Annotated in this window: 15 protein-coding genes and 5 tRNA genes; 10 read left to right on the top strand and 10 right to left on the bottom strand. The window is 72.2% G+C overall.

All coding sequences use genetic code 11. From position 1 onward, the window contains the following. Positions 1-18: 18 nt before the first annotated feature. Genes E0H26_RS24655 through bioB form a run of 3 tightly spaced genes read right to left on the bottom strand, consistent with a single transcriptional unit; the run spans position 19 to position 1749 of the window. The gene (locus E0H26_RS24655) at positions 19-528 is read right to left on the bottom strand and encodes a GNAT family N-acetyltransferase (protein WP_420812877.1); all 510 of its coding nucleotides are present in this window, start codon (positions 526-528) and stop codon (positions 19-21) included. Position 529: 1 nt separating this feature from the next. Beyond that, entirely contained in the window at positions 530-757 is a 228-nt protein-coding gene (bsaP, locus tag E0H26_RS24650; RefSeq protein WP_240742346.1) for a biotin synthase auxiliary protein BsaP, read from the bottom strand. Continuing rightward, positions 754-1749 (bottom strand): biotin synthase BioB, encoded by a 996-nt coding sequence (bioB, locus tag E0H26_RS24645; RefSeq protein ID WP_131307723.1) that lies wholly within the window; start codon positions 1747-1749, stop codon positions 754-756. The genes bsaP and bioB overlap by 4 nt, the downstream gene beginning before the upstream one ends. A 215-nt stretch (positions 1750-1964) precedes the next feature. Here bioB and E0H26_RS24640 point away from each other — a divergent pair, with 215 nt between their 5' ends. Together E0H26_RS24640 and bioD are read left to right on the top strand one after the other, a co-directional pair. Further along, positions 1965-3101 (top strand): 8-amino-7-oxononanoate synthase, encoded by a 1137-nt coding sequence (locus tag E0H26_RS24640; RefSeq protein WP_131307764.1) that lies wholly within the window; start codon positions 1965-1967, stop codon positions 3099-3101. Continuing rightward, positions 3089-3826, top strand: a complete 738-nt coding sequence (gene bioD, locus E0H26_RS24635) for a dethiobiotin synthase (RefSeq protein ID WP_131307721.1) — start codon at positions 3089-3091, stop codon at positions 3824-3826. Before E0H26_RS24640 ends, bioD begins: the two co-directional genes overlap by 13 nt. Positions 3827-3931: 105 nt before the next feature. Here bioD and E0H26_RS24630 read toward each other — a convergent pair whose 3' ends face one another. Beyond that, entirely contained in the window at positions 3932-5104 is a 1173-nt protein-coding gene (locus tag E0H26_RS24630) for a cytochrome P450 (protein WP_240742349.1), read from the bottom strand. A 12-nt stretch (positions 5105-5116) separates the two neighbouring features. Further along, the gene (locus E0H26_RS24625; RefSeq protein WP_131307717.1) at positions 5117-5782 is read right to left on the bottom strand and encodes a class I SAM-dependent methyltransferase; all 666 of its coding nucleotides are present in this window, start codon (positions 5780-5782) and stop codon (positions 5117-5119) included. 176 nt (positions 5783-5958) lie between these two features. On the opposite strand from E0H26_RS24625, the gene E0H26_RS24620 reads away from it, so the two are divergent. Beyond that, positions 5959-6882: a hypothetical protein gene (locus tag E0H26_RS24620; protein ID WP_131307715.1), complete on the top strand. Its 924-nt coding sequence runs from the start codon at positions 5959-5961 to the stop codon at positions 6880-6882. Positions 6883-6894: 12 nt separating this feature from the next. Here E0H26_RS24620 and E0H26_RS24615 read toward each other — a convergent pair whose 3' ends face one another. Both E0H26_RS24615 and E0H26_RS24610 read right to left on the bottom strand, forming a co-directional pair. After that, on the bottom strand, positions 6895-7470 hold the full coding sequence (locus E0H26_RS24615) for a TIGR03086 family metal-binding protein (protein WP_131307713.1): 576 nt from the start codon (positions 7468-7470) through the stop codon (positions 6895-6897). Between the two features lie 61 nt (positions 7471-7531). Next, entirely contained in the window at positions 7532-8134 is a 603-nt protein-coding gene (locus E0H26_RS24610) for a TetR/AcrR family transcriptional regulator (RefSeq protein WP_131307711.1), read from the bottom strand. Between the two features lie 283 nt (positions 8135-8417). Between E0H26_RS24610 and E0H26_RS24605 the strand changes: the two genes are divergently transcribed. The 5 genes from E0H26_RS24605 (at position 8418) to E0H26_RS24585 (ending at position 10668) form a co-directional block, all read left to right on the top strand. Further along, positions 8418-8490: transfer RNA gene (locus tag E0H26_RS24605), tRNA-Gly, on the top strand. Between the two features lie 34 nt (positions 8491-8524). Continuing rightward, a tRNA-Cys gene (locus E0H26_RS24600) sits at positions 8525-8595 on the top strand. A 12-nt stretch (positions 8596-8607) separates the two neighbouring features. Then, positions 8608-8682 (top strand) — tRNA-Val (locus E0H26_RS24595). Positions 8683-8857: 175 nt separating this feature from the next. Continuing rightward, positions 8858-9454 carry a PadR family transcriptional regulator gene (locus E0H26_RS24590; RefSeq protein WP_131307709.1) on the top strand — a complete coding sequence of 199 codons (597 nt, stop codon included), beginning with the start codon at positions 8858-8860 and terminating at the stop codon, positions 9452-9454. Beyond that, positions 9451-10668: an FAD-dependent oxidoreductase gene (locus E0H26_RS24585; protein WP_131307707.1), complete on the top strand. Its 1218-nt coding sequence runs from the start codon at positions 9451-9453 to the stop codon at positions 10666-10668. Before E0H26_RS24590 ends, E0H26_RS24585 begins: the two co-directional genes overlap by 4 nt. Positions 10669-10804: 136 nt before the next feature. On the opposite strand, the gene E0H26_RS24580 is transcribed toward E0H26_RS24585, so the two are convergent. After that, positions 10805-11047, bottom strand: coding sequence for a DUF6458 family protein (locus tag E0H26_RS24580; protein ID WP_131307705.1), 243 nt, complete (start codon positions 11045-11047; stop codon positions 10805-10807). A gap of 151 nt (positions 11048-11198) precedes the next feature. Here E0H26_RS24580 and E0H26_RS24575 point away from each other — a divergent pair. Then, positions 11199-11271 (top strand) — tRNA-Gly (locus tag E0H26_RS24575). Positions 11272-11310: 39 nt separating this feature from the next. Beyond that, positions 11311-11385: transfer RNA gene (locus E0H26_RS24570), tRNA-Val, on the top strand. A 712-nt stretch (positions 11386-12097) separates the two neighbouring features. Here E0H26_RS24570 and E0H26_RS24565 read toward each other — a convergent pair. Next, positions 12098-16147, bottom strand: coding sequence for a trypsin-like peptidase domain-containing protein (locus E0H26_RS24565; RefSeq protein ID WP_131307703.1), 4050 nt, complete (start codon positions 16145-16147; stop codon positions 12098-12100). An 11-nt stretch (positions 16148-16158) separates the two neighbouring features. Continuing rightward, complete coding sequence (locus tag E0H26_RS24560; protein WP_131307701.1) at positions 16159-16488, bottom strand: CU044_2847 family protein; 330 nt, start codon at positions 16486-16488, stop codon at positions 16159-16161. Positions 16489-16688 lie beyond the last annotated feature (200 nt).

The following is a 16688-nucleotide window of genomic DNA, read 5'->3' as shown; positions in this document are numbered from 1 at the left end:
GGGTGGGGTGGGGTGGGATCAGGTGGGGAGGTCGGTGGCGAGGAGGTCCATGAGGAGGCCGTCGTGCCAGCGGCCGTCCGCGCCGCGCTCGTAGCGGCGTAGCACGCCGACCGGGCGGAAACCGACCTTGGCGTACGCCCGGATCGCGGCGGTGTTCGCCGCCGCCGGGTCGATGGTGAACCGGTGGTGCCCGTGGGCGTCGATCAGGTGCCGGACCAGGGTGCGGATGGCGTCGCCGCCGAGCCCAGCACCGCGTACCGACGGGTCGAGGAAGATGTCCAGGCTGGCGTGCCGGTAGTCCGGGTCCTCCTCGGCGTACCACTGGATCGCGCCGACCACCCGTCCGCCGTGCTCGATGGCGTACACGGTCAGGTCGTCGTCGGCGAGGTCCGCCTCGACGGCGGCTGCCAGGTCGTCGCCGCCACGCCACCAGCGGCGTACCTCCGGTTCGGCGCGGATGGCCGCGAGGGCCGGCACGTCGGCGGCGCCCGCCGGGCGCAGCGTCACCGCCTCCCCGCGCAGCAGCATGTCAGCCTCGCGTCTCGCCGTGCTCGACGCAGGTCGCCGACCAGCCGACCGGCAACACCTGCACCTTCATCCGCCGCCGGCAGCGCGCGCAGTACCGGGGCGGCTCCAGCGCCCGGGCCGCCGCGCACCCCTCGTGCGCTCCGGTCCCGGTGGCCTCGCCGCACCTGTCGCACCACGGCCCGCCGGCGGCGGCAGCCGTCGGTGTCAGCGCGTCGCCCGGGTGTGTCACAGCGTCGCCGAGAGCGCCTTGACCGGCATCTTCAAATCGTCGAGCAGCTTCAGGTCGTCGGTCGCCGGCCGGCCGAGGGTGGTCAGGTAGTTGCCGACGATCACCGCGTTGATGCCGCCGAGCAGCCCGTCGCGGGTGCCCAGGTCGCCCAGGGTGATCTCCCGGCCGCCCGCGTACCGCAGGATGGTGCGCGGCATGGCCAGCCGGAACGCGGCGATGGCCCGCAGCGCGTCCTTGCCCTCGACCACCGGGCGGTCACCCAGCGGGGTGCCGGGACGGGGGTTGAGGAAGTTCAGCGGCACCTCGTGCGGGTCCAGCTCGGCGAGTTGGGCGGCGAACTCGGCCCGCTGCTCCACCGTCTCGCCGAGGCCGAGGATGCCGCCGCAGCAGACCTCCATGCCGGACTCACGAACCATCCGCAGGGTCTCCCAGCGCTCCTCCCAGGAGTGCGTGGTGACCACGTTCGGGAAGTACGAGCGGCAGGTCTCCAGGTTGTGGTTGTAGCGGTGCACACCCATCTCGACCAGCTCGTCGACCTGCTCCTGGGTGAGCATGCCCAGCGAGGCGGCGACCTGGATGTCGACCTCCGCCCTGATCGCGGCGACGCCCTCGCGCATCTGCTTCATCAGCCGGGCGTCCGGGCCGCGCACGGCGGCCACGATGCAGAACTCGGTCGCGCCCGTGGCGGCGGTCTGCTTGGCCGCCTTGACCAGCGAGGGGATGTCCAGCCAGACCGACCGTACCGGCGAGGTGAACAGGCCCGACTGCGAGCAGAAGTGGCAGTCCTCCGGGCAGCCGCCGGTCTTCAGCGAGACGATGCCCTCGACCTCGACCTCCGGGCCGCACCAGCGCATCCGTACCTCGTGGGCGAGCTGGAGGGTGGCGGTGATGTGCTCGTCGGGAAGGTTCAACACCGCGAGGACGCCGGCCTGGTCGAGGCCGACGCCGTTCTCCAGCACCTGGGTCCGGGCCTGGTCGAGGATCTCTGGCATGGCTCGTACCCTACAAGGCCGGTCAGCGGGCGGAAACGAGCGCGGGCGGGCCGCCCGCACGCGCGGCGCGGGGCGTGCGGCGAGCCGTACGGCGCCGCGCCGCGGTACCCCGTACGGGTGGTAACTTCGCCCGGCGGAAGCGCCCGACCGGCGACGGCGTCCGACCGGACGACGACGGCGCGACGGGTGGTAACCGGCAGGGAAGGGACGTGGCGGTGGCGGACTGGCTGGCGGCGCTGGACCGCCGTGCCGAGCTGCGGGCGAAGGCGGGGCTCACCCGCCGGTTGCATCCGCGTACCGCCGGTGACGCCGTGGTCGACCTGGCCGGCAACGACTACCTGGGGTTGTCCACGCATCCCGAGGTGCTCGCCGCCGCGGCGAAGGCGCTCTCGGAGTACGGGCTGGGCGCCACCGGGTCACGGCTGGTCCGCGGCTCCACCGACGCCCACCACGCCCTGGAGGACACCCTCGCCGGCTGGCTCGGCACCGACGGGGCCCTGGTCTTCTCCTCCGGCTACCTGGCCAACCTCGGTGCGGTCCGGGCCCTGGTCCGCCCGCGCACCCTGTTGGTCTCCGACGCCCACAACCACGCCAGCCTGATCGACGGTTGCCGCATTTCCGGCGCGGAGACCCTGGTCACCCCGCACGCCGACGTCGACGCGGTGGCGGCGGCCCTGGCGGCGGCGCCCGGACGACCGGCGGTCGTGGTCACCGAGTCGGTCTTCTCCGTCGACGGTGACCTGGCCCCGCTGGCCGACCTGCACGCGACCGCCCGCGCGTACGGTGCGCTGCTGCTGGTCGACGACGCGCACGCGCTCGGGGTCACCGGTCCGGCCGGTGCCGGTGCGGTGGCCGCCGCCGGGCTGACCGGCGCGCCCGACGTGGTGGTCACCGCCACGCTGTCCAAGGCGCTCGGCGGCGCCGGTGGTGTGGTGGCCGGCCCGGCCGAGTACGTCCGGCACCTGGTGGAGACCGCCCGGACCTTCATCTACGACACGGCCCTGCCGCCGGCCGTGGCCGCCGGGGTGCTCGCCGCCGTCGAGCTGGCCCGGGCCGGCGACGACCGGCGTGCCGAACTGGTCGAGCGGGCCGCCCACGCGGTGCGCCGGCTGCGCGCCGCCGGTCTCGACGTCTCCGCCCCCGACGCCGCCGTCGTCTCGGTCACCGCACCCGGTCCGGAGGCCGCGACCGCCTGGGCCGCCGCCTGCCGGGACCGGGGTGTGGCGGTCGGCTGTTTCCGCCCGCCCTCCACCCCGGACAGCCGGTCCCGGCTGCGGCTGACCATCGGCACGGGGGTGCCCCGGGCGGATTTCGAGCATGCCCTGGAGGTCATCGTGGAATGTGCGCCATGACGGATCAGTGGCGGGGACCGGTGCTGGTCACCGGGACCGACACCGAGGTCGGTAAGACGGTGGTGACCGCGGCCATCACCGCTGCCGCGCAGGCGGCCGGGCTGCGGGTCGCGGTGGTCAAACCCGGCCAGACCGGTACGGCCACCGGCGAGCCCGGTGACGTCGAGGCGATCACCCGGCTGGCCGCCCCGATGACCGGCCGCACCCTGGCCAGCTTCCCCGACCCGCTGGCCCCGCTGGCCGCCGCCCGGGTGGCCGAACTGCCGCCGTTGGAGCTGTACAACGCCGTCGACGCGATCCGCGACGAGGCCGACAAACACGACCTGGTGCTGGTCGAGGGGGCCGGTGGGCTGCTCGTACCGATGGGGTTGCGACCCTCGGGCGAGCCGTGGACGGTGGCCGACCTGGCGGTGTCGCTGGGCGCCCCGGCGGTGGTGGTGGCTCGCGCCGGGCTCGGCACCCTCAACCACACCGCACTCACCCTGGAGGCCCTCGACCGGCGGGCCGTGCCGGCCGGAGTGGTGATCGGCGCCTGGCCGGCCGAACCGGAGCTGGTGCACTGGGCCAACCTCAGCGACCTGCTGCCGAAGATGCTCGGCGCGCTGCCGACCGGCGCGGGGGCGATGGACCCCGGGGTGTTCCGGCGGTCCGCGCCGGGCTGGCTGACCCCGGCGCTGTACGGCGTGCTCGACGACTGGCGTGCCTGGGCCGACGAGATCAGCTGACGGCTGCTCAGCGGCCGACGAGATCAGCTGACCGCTGCCCAGCGGCCGACGGGATCAGCTGACCGCCGCTCAGCGGCCGACGAGATCAGCTGAGCAGTGCGCTGCTCAGCGGCGGACCAGGAAGGTGTCGGGCATCCGGAAGGTCAGGTTGTCCGGGCACCAGGGCGCGCGGAGTACGCGTACCCCGGCCAGCAGCGACGCCGTCTCCGTCACCACCGTGGCGGCTTCCATCCGGGCGAGATGGTCGCCGACGCAGCGGTGCGCGCCCGCCCCGAAGGCCAGGTGCCGGCGCGACCCGCGTTGCCCCGGCCGGAACCCGTCGGGCACCTCCACCACCGCCGGGTCCCGTCCGGCGCGGGCCAGCCACAACACGATGCTGGTGCCCGCCGCCACCGCCGTACCGCCCAGCGTGGTGTCCACCGCGGCCACCCGGCGCCAGGTGACGATCGGCGGCTCCAGCCGTAGCCCCTCCTCGACCACGTCGGCGGCGGCGACCGAGCCGTCGCGCAGCCCGGCGAGCACCGCCGGCTCGCCGGTGAGCCGGTGCATCAGCAGGGTGAGGAACTGCGAGGTGGTTTCCTGGCCGGCGACCAGCAGGAAGAACAGCGCGCCGACGACCACGTCGGGTGGGTGCCCGGCGGCCCGCAGCGACCCGGCGAGCCCGCCGCCGGTGGCCGCGAACTCCCGCAGCACCCGGTGGAAGCGGCCCACCTCGGCGGCGAGGGCCTGCTGCCGGTCGGCGTCCAGCGGGGCCCAGAACAGCTCCAGGGCCGCGCGGGCGAAGTTCTTCACCGCCGCGACCGGGGCGTCGGGCAGTTCGACCAGCCGGGCCAGCACCAGCAGCGGCAGGTCGGCGGCGAGGTCGGCGTACAGGTCGACGGGCGTACCCGTGTCCAGGGTTTCGGTCAGCGTGGCCACCCGCTGGCGGACCAGCGCAGCCAGCCAGTCCCGCTGGTCGGCCACCCGCTTCGGGTGCAGGGCGTCCGCGACCATGGCCCGCAGGCCCGGATGGCTGGCACCGCCGTTGTTGGCCAGCGTCGGCGGCAGCCGGAACCGGTGCGCGGCGAGGACCCGCAGCGCGGCCACCGGCATCGGGGTGACCGCGTCCAGGGCGTTGTCCGGTCGGTACGTCTGCGGGTCGGTCAGCACCTGCCGGACCAGCGCGTGCCGGGTCACCAGCAGGTGTTCGGTGCCCACGTGGTCGGCGACCCGGGCCACGCCACTGCCGGCCCTGGCACCTTCGGTCGCCGCCGGGGCCTGCTCCCAGCTGCGGAACAGCACGGCGCCACGCTAGCCGGCCGCCTCCGGCCGCCCCGCGCGTAGCTGCCACACCGTGGTGCGCTTCACGCGTACGCTCTCCAGCGCCTCGCTGACCGGCACGTCGTAGCTGGCGAGTTCGTCGAAGCGGTCCCGGGGCAGGAAGGCCCGTCCGGGGTCACCGACGTACACCTGCGCCCCGCCGCGCGCGGCGCGCAGCAGGAACCGCAGCACCCGGTTGGCCATGGCCGCGCTGTAGAAGACGTCACCGGCGAGGACCACCTCGGCGTCAGCGTCGCCGTCGAGGATGTCGGCGAGTTCGGCGTCGACGGGTACCCCGTTGGCCTCGGCGTTGAGTGCGATCGCCGCGACGGCCAACGGGTCGACCTCCACCGCGCGTACGGCGGCGGCACCGGCCCGGGCTGCGGCGATGGCCACCAGACCGGAGCCGGACGCCAGGTCGAGCACCCGGCGCCCGGCGAACAGCTCCGGATGGTCGGTGACGTAGCGGGCGAGACCCTGCCCACCGGCCCAGGCGAAGGCCCAGAACGGTGGCGGCTGGTCGCTGCGGAACTCGCCCTCGGTCAACTCCCACAACCCGATCGGCTCGTCGGCCTGATGCAGCCGCACCTCGGGCACGAAGGCGACGGGTGCGAGCCGGGCGTGCAGCCGGACGAAAGCGGTGGAGAGCGCGGACACCCGGTGATTGTCCACCGGCGCGTTCCACGGCGTGTCGCGGGTCGCCGGTGAGCGGTTCAATACCGTACGTGAAAAGGGGCATCTTGCTTCCCAACCGGTGCGAACACACCCGTCTACCGGGTGGCCTCCCACGCTCCTAGCGTTGCCAATGGAGACGACCAACGGGAGGACGGATCGTGAAGAGGCTGTGGCGGAGCACGCTACGGATTGGTGTGGTGCTGGCCTGTCTCACCGGGGTGGACGTCGCCATGGCAGCACCCGCGCAAGCGGCGTTCGCCACCGAACTCAGCGGCCTGCCGGACCAGTTCACGGCGGGCGGGCGGGTGGCGACGGTTTCCGCTGTGGTGTCCCGCTCGGATCAGGGCGACTGCCTGAAGGTGCGCTGGTCGATGGTCCTCGCGGTACAGGGGCTGCGGCTGGACCAGGTGCGGGTGGACCGGATCGAGGAGACCGGCTCGTTCCCGATGGAGGTCCGCATCGACGGTGACGTGGCCCGGCTGACCGACCGCCAGTTGGATCCCGGCACGCTCTGCCCGGGGCGTACGGTGACCGCCCAGTACCGGATCGGGTTCGCCGCCGACGTCGAGCAGGGCAAGGTGAGCCTGGCCGCCGAGGCGTACGACCAGAACCTGCAACTGCTGTCGCGCCAGAGTGCGACGCGCGAGGTGGTCGGCCGGAACGCGGTGGCACCGCCCACCACGGCGGCGCCGACGCCGAGTTCGGTGCCGACGGTGGATCCGACCGAGGAACCGGCTGACACACCGACGGTGGATCCGGCCGACGAGGAGGCCGACGCCGCCGACGACGGGTACGCGGGTGGGGCGGCGGAGCCGCCGGCCGCCGATGCGGCCGGTAACCAGGTTTCCGAGTCCGGCGCCGGGATCGGCCTGACCGAGGCGGCTTTTCTGCTCGGTGGTCTGCTGCTCTTCCTCGGCGTGGGCCTGCTCATGCGGCTGCGCCAGTTGACCCGCGAACCGGAGGTGGCGGACGGTGTCGCCGTCGCGGCCGTCCCGACGGGGCCGGTCGGTGACTGGGAGCGGCCGACTGGCGAGTGGGAACGGCCGGCCGACCGGCGGCGGTGGCGGACCGTGCGCCGGTGAGCGGCCTCGCCGTCACGGGACCCAGTCGGGGTCGCGGCCGAAGGCGGCGATGAGGCGGTCCTGCTCGCTGGCGGCGGCGGGGACACCCACCCCGGTGCGGACCAGACCGTTGCGCTGGTAGTCGTCGACCTGCCCGGCGAACCAGCGGGCACACTCGGCGACCGCGTCGGCGTCCAGTTTCGGGTCGGCGCCGATCGCCACGGCGAGATCCCAGCCGTGCACGAGGTGCTCGGCGATCAGCTGGTGCAGGTACTCCTCGGCGGGGGTGTCGCCGGCCGACAGGTGCACGGTGCGTTCCCGCGCGCCGGGGTGGGTGGCGGCCAGCTCGGCCTGCGCTGCCGCGTCGCGGGCGGCCTCGACGGGGTCGGCGCCGAGTTGGTCACCGTCGTACCGGTCGCCGACCTCGGCGATGGTCCGGCCGGCGAGCAGGGCGACGCTCCAGCGGTCTTCGCCGACCACGTGGTTGACCAGCGTGCGGACGTCCCAGTCGGGGCACGGGGTGGGCGCCGACCACTGCCCGGGGTCGACCAGTTGCACCCGTTCGGTGAACTCGGCCACGCTGCGCCGGTACGTCTCCAGCAGGTCCATGGCGTCATTGTGGCCGGCAGGAGCGCAGCCGGTGACCGGTTCCCGGGAGGGCGTCGGGGGCTCAGTCCAGTTGTGCCGGATCGAGCCCGAGTTCCCGGGCGGTCACCAGGCGTACCCATTCGGCGAACTGCCGGCGGGAGATCACCCGGTCGTGCACCGCGAGCTGCACCGCCAGGCCGTCCATCACCGCGCTGATCCGCCAGGCCGCGCCGGCCGGGTCCGCACATTCGAAGACGCCGTCGCGCACCCCGTCGGAGATCACCGCGGCGAGGTCCTGCCGCCAGCGCAGGTCCAGCCGGCGGGACACCTTCTCCAGTTCCGGGGTACGCAGCGATTCCGACCACCCGTCGATCCACATCGACCAGGACGTGTGGCGCCCGGTCGGGGTGTAGAGCCGCAGCATGCGCCGCAGCTTGGTCAGCGGCGGGGCGCTGGACCGGGTGACCGCGTCCAGCCGGGCCAGATCCTGCTCGACGGCGTAGGCGAACGCCTGGGCGAGCAGCCGTTCCTTGGTGGCGAAGTGGTAAAAGACCAGCGCCTGGCTCACCCCGGCGGCCTGCGCCACGTCCGCCGTGCGGGTGTTCGCCAGCCCGCGCTGCGCGATCACGTCACACGCGGTGCGCAGCAGGGCATCCAGGCGGATTTCGGCCGCACGTCTCGTCACGTCCGTCACCGTAGCCCATCGAAGCGGATACGGCCTGTCACCAAAGCCCGGTTGATCCGTCTTGCGACAGTCGGAAGCCAGACAGTTGTTCGTGTGGAATTTTCCCGTTTGGGTTTCGCCTTCCGTGGGCTTCCCATCCCGCCGGCCGTTGCCTCGCGACCCACCCTCCTAGGAAGGTCTAGGGGAGGGATTTCCGGACGCGCCGAAGGGCGGTACCCGATTTGGCAACCGTTCCCTCGCTCGGCTAAAGTTCTCATCCGTCACCGGGAACAGCCGGGGGCGTGCGGACGTAGCGCAGCTGGTAGCGCATCACCTTGCCAAGGTGAGGGTCGCGGGTTCGAATCCCGTCGTCCGCTCGGAGCTGCCGCCACGCGTGACGGGGGCAACCTCGGTGGGGTGGCCGAGAGGCGAGGCAACGGCCTGCAAAGCCGTGTACGCGGGTTCAAATCCCGTCCCCACCTCGGTAAGAGCAAGGGCGATTGGCGCAGTGGGAGCGCGCTTCCTTGACACGGAAGAGGTCACTGGTTCAAACCCAGTATCGCCCACCAGTTTGATCGACCAGACGAAGCCCGTCACCGGTATCCGGTGGCGGGCTTCCTCGTGCCGCTCGGCCGTCATGGAACGGCCCACCTCCTTCGCATAACGTCGGCCGCCGGGTCGGTGATGGTCCCTTGACGCCCTTTAGTCAGTCCTGGATAGTCAGGACTGACTAAAGGAGGTGTCGTGGAGCGCCGTCGCAAGGTCCCCAACCCGCTGGCCCTGGCCGTGCTCGCCTGGCTGCTCTGGGAGCCGATGCATCCGTACGAGTTGGGGCGGCGGCTCAAGCAGAGCGGTCAGGACCGGCAGATCCGCTACACCCGCAGCTCGCTGTACATGGTCATCGAGCAGCTCACCCGGGCGGGCTTCGTCGCACCACAGGAGACGGTCCGGGACAGCGCCCGACCCGAGCGGACGGTGTACGCGATCACCGACGACGGTCGGCACGAGGTGCACGACTGGCTGCGTACGCTGCTCGCCCAGCCGCGCCAGGAGTACCCGCACTTCGCCGTCGCGCTGTCGCTGTTGAGCCTGCTGCCGCCCGACGAGGCCGTCGAGGTGCTGCGCCGCCGGTCGGCGGCGCTGGCCGGGCGGATCGAGGAGACCCGGACCACCGTGGCGGAGGCCCGCGCGGACGGTGTCGCCTGGATCTTCCTGGTCGAGGAGGAGTACAGCCTCGCCCTGCTGGAGGCGGAGCGACGGTTCGTCACCGACCTGGTCGAGTCACTGAAGCAGCCGGACTATGCGAAGTCCTGGCAGGAGACCATGGGGGACCGGACATGACAACTGCCCGTAGTGCGTTGGTCGTCGGCGGCGGCATCGCCGGGCCGGTGACCGGGATGGCGCTGCGCCGCGCGGGAATCGAGGCGACGGTGTACGAGGCGCACCCGTCGGCCGCCGACGGCGTCGGCGTCACCCTGACCCTCGCCCCCAACGGGCTGGCGGCGCTGCGCTGGGTCGACGCCGACCAGGCCGTACGCGATGTCGGCCTGCCGATGCGCCGGACCGTGGTCACCGACGGCCGCGGTGGGCGCATCGGCGCCTTCCCGCACGTCGACATCGAGCCGGTCACCGTCGGCCTGTGGCGCGTCGACCTGGCGCGGGCGCTGCGCGAACGGGCCGTGGCACAGGGCGTGCCGATCGTGTACGGCAAGCGCCTGGTCGACGCCGAGCAGCGCGCCGACGGGGTGCTCGCGCACTTCGCCGACGGCTCCACCGCCACCGCCGACCTGCTGGTCGGTGCCGACGGCATCCGCTCCCGGGTGCGTACCCTGATCGACCCGGCCGCGCCCGGCCCGCAGGTGCTGCCGCTGCTCAACCTCGGCGGCGCCGCCGAATACGCGGTGCCCGACGCCGACCCGGAGGCGATGTACTTCGTCTTCGGCTCCCGCGCGTTCTTCGGCTACTGGGTCCAGCCGGACGGCCGGACGGCCTGGTTCGCCAACGTCCCCGACCCGCGACCGACCAGCTGGGCGGAGGCGAACCGGACCCCGCCGCAGCAGTGGCTGCACCGGCTACGCGAGGTGTACGCCGACGACGTACCGGCCCGGCAGGTGCTCGCGCACACCGACCCCGCCGCCGTGGTGGCGATCGGGTCCATCGAGAGCATGCCGTCGCTACCGCACTGGCACCGCGACCGGCTGGTCCTGGTCGGCGACGCGGTGCACGCCCCGTCGCCCAGCTCCGGTCAGGGCGCGTCGCTGGCCGTGGAGAGCGCCGTGCAGCTGGCGCGCTGCCTGCGCGACTGCCCCGACCTGCCGGCGGCGTTCGCCGCCTACGAGCGGCTGCGCCGCCCGCGAGTGGAGAAGATCGTCCGGCGGGGCCGGCAGACCACCTCCACCAAGACGGCGGGGCCGATCGCGAAGCGGATGATGCGGCTCATGATGCCGCTGGCGCTGCGTACCTTCCTTGACCCGGAGCGGACCCTCGGCCCCGAACAGCGCTACCGCATCGACTGGCCCGCTTCGGTCAGCGAGGAGTTGGCGGGTACGCGCTGATCAGGACCCGGCCCGAGGCCGGTAGCGCGTCGTACACCGCAGGTAGTGGGGTTGCGGGGCACGACGGTGGCGGCCACCCCCGACCGGTGACCGCCACCGCCCACCCCGACGACCGATCAGCTCCGTCGGACGCCGGTCACAGCGGCGGAGCGACGTCCCGACGCTCCTCGACCCGGCGGTACTCCACCGGCTCCTCGGTCGTGGCCACCACCTGCCGGCGGCGCCCCCAGACGAGCGTGGTCATGATCAGGCCGACCACGCCGGCCGCCATCAGAATCCACCCGACCACGTTCAGGTCGAGACCGCCGATGCTGGCGTTGAGCGCGAAGGTGAGGATGGCGCCCACCGCGAGCAGAAAAATACTGGTGCCGATACCCATGACAGCCTCCTTTTCCCAGGGATGCGGTGTGCTGTCGAGGGAGGTCTGTACCCCGCCGGTGACCGGCGCAATCACCGGCGGCGTGGGGTGGTCGCCCGGGCGATCTTGTCATCGGGTACAGTTGGCCCGTCCCCGGCGGTGCTGGGGGCAGGCGGACGTAGCGCAGCTGGTAGCGCATCACCTTGCCAAGGTGAGGGTCGCGGGTTCGAATCCCGTCGTCCGCTCGCGATTTGCCCACCCGAATGCGGTGTGGCGGTCACCACGGGCGATTGGCGCAGTGGGAGCGCGCTTCCTTGACACGGAAGAGGTCACTGGTTCAAACCCAGTATCGCCCACCAAGCACCGTTGGCTCACGGGACATCGGACGTCCGTTCTGCCCTGCCTGCTGGGCAAATATTTCTCGCCGTTCCGTGGCCTGTGTCCGCGTACGGATTCCCAGGCAAAGTCAGGTACGCCAGACGTACAGAGGCAGGGTTGGCTGCCGCTTGGGCTACGGCTGTAGTGACCGGTTTCCGCTGCTCACACTCAGTTGCCGATCGAGTCGAGTTGGCGCCCGGATCGCGGCCAACTTCGTGCCCACCTGCACGGCCGGCAGGTTGGTCCATGACAGGAGTGCACGCCCTGTCGAGCTGAACCGATTGCGCTATCACGCGCCGCACCGTCACCGGCGGCCCCGCCAAACAAGCCCCGGACCGTGATCCGCCCGCGCCATCCTCGACAGCATCCCCACACCCCCAGGACGCCCCGGCACCCGCCGTAGCCGACGGAACACCACACAGGCACAGAACCGCCCGCCCTCGGCACCGTTTCGGCGGAATGGCGGTATCCCACACCCCCGGATCCCACCATTCCGCCGAAACCGAGTTGATCACCTGGGGCAACGCCCAGCGGGGCGGGCAGTCGGGCCGCCCGGCAACACAACGCGCGCTCTTCGGCAGTTCGGGAGGTCGTCGCCGCAGTGCTGACGGTGGTCTTCGGCGCTGTCGCGGCGGTGGTCGCGGTCTCGCGGGTTGTCCGGGCCCGTCGGGCCGCAGCGGAGCCGGACCAGCCTCAGCCGTTGATGGTCAGGGCGAGCAGGCCCTGATCCAGACCCACCAGCAGGGTGTCGCCGACGGTGCAGCAGGCCAGCGCCGGGTGATACACGGGGATGGTCCGTACCGTCCGGGCGGTCATCGGATCCCAGATCCGTACAGTCCGGTCGCGGCTGGTCGAGGCGATCAGATCCCGACCAGCAACCTGGATAAGGCTCAGTCCGGTGACCGCCGCGCTGTGCCCGGTGAACCAGTGGACCGGCTGGCCCCACTCGGCGTCCCACATCCGGATCGTGTGGTCGGCGCTGCCTGACACCAGCATCCGCCGGCCGGCCACGATGATCCCGCACAACGCGGTCACCGCATCCTGGTGGCCCTGCTGAACCCAGACCGGGGTGTCGCCGCCACCCCACAGCATCAGGGTGCCGCTCTTGTCCGCCGAGGCGAGCGCCTGGATGCCGGGCCAACTGACCGTGGCCAGTGCGGTGACCCAGGCGTGGGTGACATGCCCGAGCAGCACCTCCCGCGCGGCGCCGGTGCGCGGATGCCACAGCCGAATGGCTTGGTCGTCGCCGGCCGAGGCGACCAGCACCTGACCGTTGACGAGGATCGTGCAGACCGCCGCGACCTCGCCGTAGTGGCCGCGCATCTCGCCCGTTGGGGCACCGTCCGTGGTGTCCCACCAGGCGACCGAGCAGTCGTCCTGAGCCGTGTAGAGCAGCGACTCCTCGTCGTCGGCGACCACGCACATCGCGTTGACGGCGCCGCCTGCGGTATCGAACTCCAGCAGCCGCTCACCAGTGTCGGCGTTCCAGAGGCTCACGTGGCCGTCGGCGCCTGCCGAGGCGACCGTCGTCGGCCGCCGGCCTGGTACCTGGCACACTGCGTGCACCGCGCCGAACCGCTCCTGGGTGACGGTGTCAGGTTGGCCGCCCGCCGGATCCCAGAGCCGGACAGTGCCGTCGTCTCCGGCGGTGGCCAGCATCCGGTGGGTGGAGGTGCGCAGCTCACACACCGCACGGATCCAACTGGCGTGGCCGCGCAGGCTCGGTCGGCTGCTCCAGGTGGAGACATCCCAGAGCCGGATCAGACCATCCTCACCGGTGGAGGCCAGCAGAACTGCGTCGGCGGTGTCGACGGTGCAGAGATCGGTGATCGGCCCCTGGGTGTCGAGGACCCGCACCGCATGTCCGGTCAGCGGATCCCAGAGCCGGACTGTGCCGTCGTAGCCGGCCGAGGCGAGGAGCGTGCCGCCGGGAGCATGGACCGCGTACAGGGTGGTGACCCAGCCGTCGTGCCCGGTCAGGGTGAGCGTCGGCTGTTCGCCGACGGTCGGTTCCCAAATTCGGATCACGCCGTCGTAGCCGGTGGAGGCCAGCAGATGCCGGCCGGCAGCCGGCACGTAGGTCACGGCGGTCACCCAACCGGCATGCCCGGACAGGAGGTACCGCTGGGCACCAGTGACCGGATCCCACACCCGGACCGTCCGGTCATCGCCGGCCGAGGCGAGCAGGTCACCATCGGGCAGCGCAAGGGTGCAGATGTTGCGTACCCAGTCGCCGTGTCCGCGAAGTTCGTGCCGGCGCTGGCCGGTGCGTGGCTCCCACAGGCCCACCGTGCCGTCGTGACTGGCGGTGGCGATCAGCACCTCGTCGGTACCGGTGCGTACCGCGCACACGCCCCGGATGGTGTCGTCGTGGCAGGTGAAAACCGACTCGGCCTGGTTGGTCAGCGGGTCCCAGAGTCGTACGGTGCCATCGTCGCCGGCGGAGGCGAGCAGCGGCCGTCCGTCGACCTCGACGGCGGCGACGTCGTAGACGGCCTGCCGATGCCCGTCCAGGACGCTGCGTTCCTGCCGAGGCGGGGTGTGCGCCCACCGGGCTTGATACGGTGCCGCGTCGGCGGTGATGCCGCTGCCCAGCCCGTCGAGGCGATCGACCACCGAGAACAGCGCCGCCCGCTCGGCGGGTTGCGCGGCCACCGCCAGCGGGGTGCGTTGCAGCAGCCTCGCCCGGGCCTGCGCGAGCGGCTCCATCGGCGCCTGCTCGGCGTCGACCACCATCAGTAGCCGGTCCAGGTGCGCGTGCAGCAGGTAGTCCTCGTCGGCGAGCAGGTCTTCGACCAGCCCGGCACGCGCGGCGTGCTGGGGCAGCAGCCGCAGCAGGTACTCCGGCATGTTCGCCCAGCCGCCGTCGCGGGCAAGGCCGAGCCAGGCGGACACCAGCCGTCGCTGGTCCTCCCGCCGGTCGGCGTCCGAGTTGGCCAGCAGCGCCTCATTGAGAGCCTGGTGGAACAAGCGGTACGAGGGCTGCGCGCCGCCGCCCGTCTCTACCAGGAAGTTCGCCGCCGAGGTGCGAGCGAAGCCGCCGAGTTCCGTCGCGGTGACCGTGCCACCCAACGCGGTCACCGCAGCGTGCCACAGGGGCAGCGGCAGTCCTGGTGTCTCGGCGTACGCCAGGGCCGTCAGGGCGAGCCGGGCGGAGGTGGAACCCGCCGTCGGCAGCCCGGCGAGATACTCGTCCAGCGCATGGGCCACGGTGGCGGTGAACGACACCGAGGCCGGGTCGACCGGCTCGGTGTCTCGAAGCGCGTGTGCCCGCGCTACCAGGCCGGCGACGAGGAAGTTTCCCTTGGCCAGGGCGGCGATGCGCCGGGCGAGCGGGGCCGCTGTGGCCGGGTCGGCGTACGGGTTGCCCGGTCGGTCGGCACCGAGCAGTTGCAGGGTGGCCTGGGCGTAGTTGACCAGGTCGGATTCGGCGAAGTACTCGGGCGTGTCCAGGTCAATCAGTTCGGCCTCCTCGCCGAAGCATGCGATCAGATCCCCCTGATCGTCGCTGCGTCGGGTACCGACGACCACCCGCAAGCCGTATCGGCCGCACTCGCGAGCGAGCGGCAACAGCACGTCGTCGACGATCCGTCGGGCGTGGCCGGGACCGGCCGCCTCGTCGAGTGCGTCGATGACCAGGGCGAAACGGGTGTCGCGTCGGTCCAGTCGGTCTCGTACCGCCGGTGCCAGGTCGGCCGGAGTGACCGGCAGATCGACGGCGGCGGCGCGGGCGATCTCGGTCGCCACCTCGATGGCGGTCTTGCCCTTGACGTGTACGGCGCAGGAAACCGAGCCCACGGTGGCCCGCACGGCGGTGTCGTCCTTCGGCAGGCTTGCCCGGATCTGCGGGTCCGCGGTGGTGACGATCCGGCCCAGGGCGGCGGATTTGCCCACCCCGGGAGAGCCGGTGACCAGCAGCGGCCGGGTGATCGGGGGCGGCTGGTCGAGCCACTCGGCGATGCGGCGGAGGGCCACGGTGCGGCCCCGGAACCGGGCGCCGCCCTCGGTGTCCACGGCCACGCCACGGGCCCGGGGCAACCAGTGCCGGCCGGCCTCACCATCGGTGCGCAGAGTCCAGCCCCACGCGGAGAGCGCGCTGTCGTCGGCATCGGCGACCCGCCAGGCGGACAGCGTGCCCAGTTTCATCTCGGGCAGTTGTTCGTCGGCGTGGTGCAGGGTCACCGCCTGGCCCTTGCCCTTACCGTCCGCGGCGACCACGACGCCGATCACCGCCTGGTACTCGGGGGACCAGACTGGGCCGCCGCTGAATCCCTTGTTCAGCGCGCCGCCGACGCCACTGTCCATCATGATGTGTCCCCAGCCGCCGCTCTGGGTGACGGTGCCGGTGGCCGGGGTGCCGCCGGCAATTCCGACGGGAAAGCCGTAGGCCCAGAAAGGGCGCTCTACCAGCGGTTTGGGTTCCAGGCAGCGTAGCCGAGCCGGCGCGACCGTGGCCGGTACCGGCTCGACGAGTTCGAGGACGACCAGGTCGACGTGCGCGGCGCGGCGGCCATCGTGCAGACACTGGCGGACCTTACGCCGGTCGAAGTAGCCGACCTTCGACGCGAGGGGGAAGGCGACCCAGAGGTCGTTGTGCAGGCCACCATTGGCGGCGAAGGCCACATGGTGGCAGGTGAGTACGAGGTTCGTGTCGATGACGATGCCGGTGCCGACCGGGGTGTGCGGGTCGCCCTCCCGGTACAGGGCGACCGCCCACGGGCTCTCGTCAGGGGCTGCTGTCACGGGCCACCCCGTCAGCGCCGCAGGCCGGGGCCGCGCTCCGGTGGCGCGTCGGTCGACCAGGTGAGCGTGACCTCGAAGTTCGCCTCGCCGGCTGCCTTGGCGACCACCCAGTTCGCGGTGCCGGTCGCCTTGATCCCGAAACGCACCTCGACGGAGTCCGGAGCGACCTCCTTCACCTGCTCCAACACTTCTTTGGCGGCGGCGATCGCCGGGGCGGCCGATTCCCGTACCCAGCCGGCGACATCGCCCACTCCGGCGGGTTGGAATCCGGCCGGCGGCTCGACTTCGATCAACGCGACGGTTTTGTCATCGACCTGGTAGCGGACCACCTCAGACTGCACCGGTCACCTCCGTGGCGTTTACCCGAATGGGCAACAGGTCCCGCTGCCGGCCAATTACCGGCAGCCTCTGGCCGATCAGCCATGCTGCCTGCTGTTCTTGCCGTTTCGCAACGGCCGAATGCCGGGGGATCTGGTGCGGGACCGAACAGGTGTTTGAGTCACCCCGTCCACGCTGGACCGCTGAAGATCCACTTAACCAT

This window comes from Micromonospora zingiberis, assembly GCF_004331455.1.
In the GTDB taxonomy this organism is placed as follows: domain Bacteria; phylum Actinomycetota; class Actinomycetes; order Mycobacteriales; family Micromonosporaceae; genus Micromonospora; species Micromonospora zingiberis.
The sequence above is the reverse complement of the archived record's forward strand: the minus strand, read 5'-3'. Positions and strand labels throughout refer to the sequence as shown.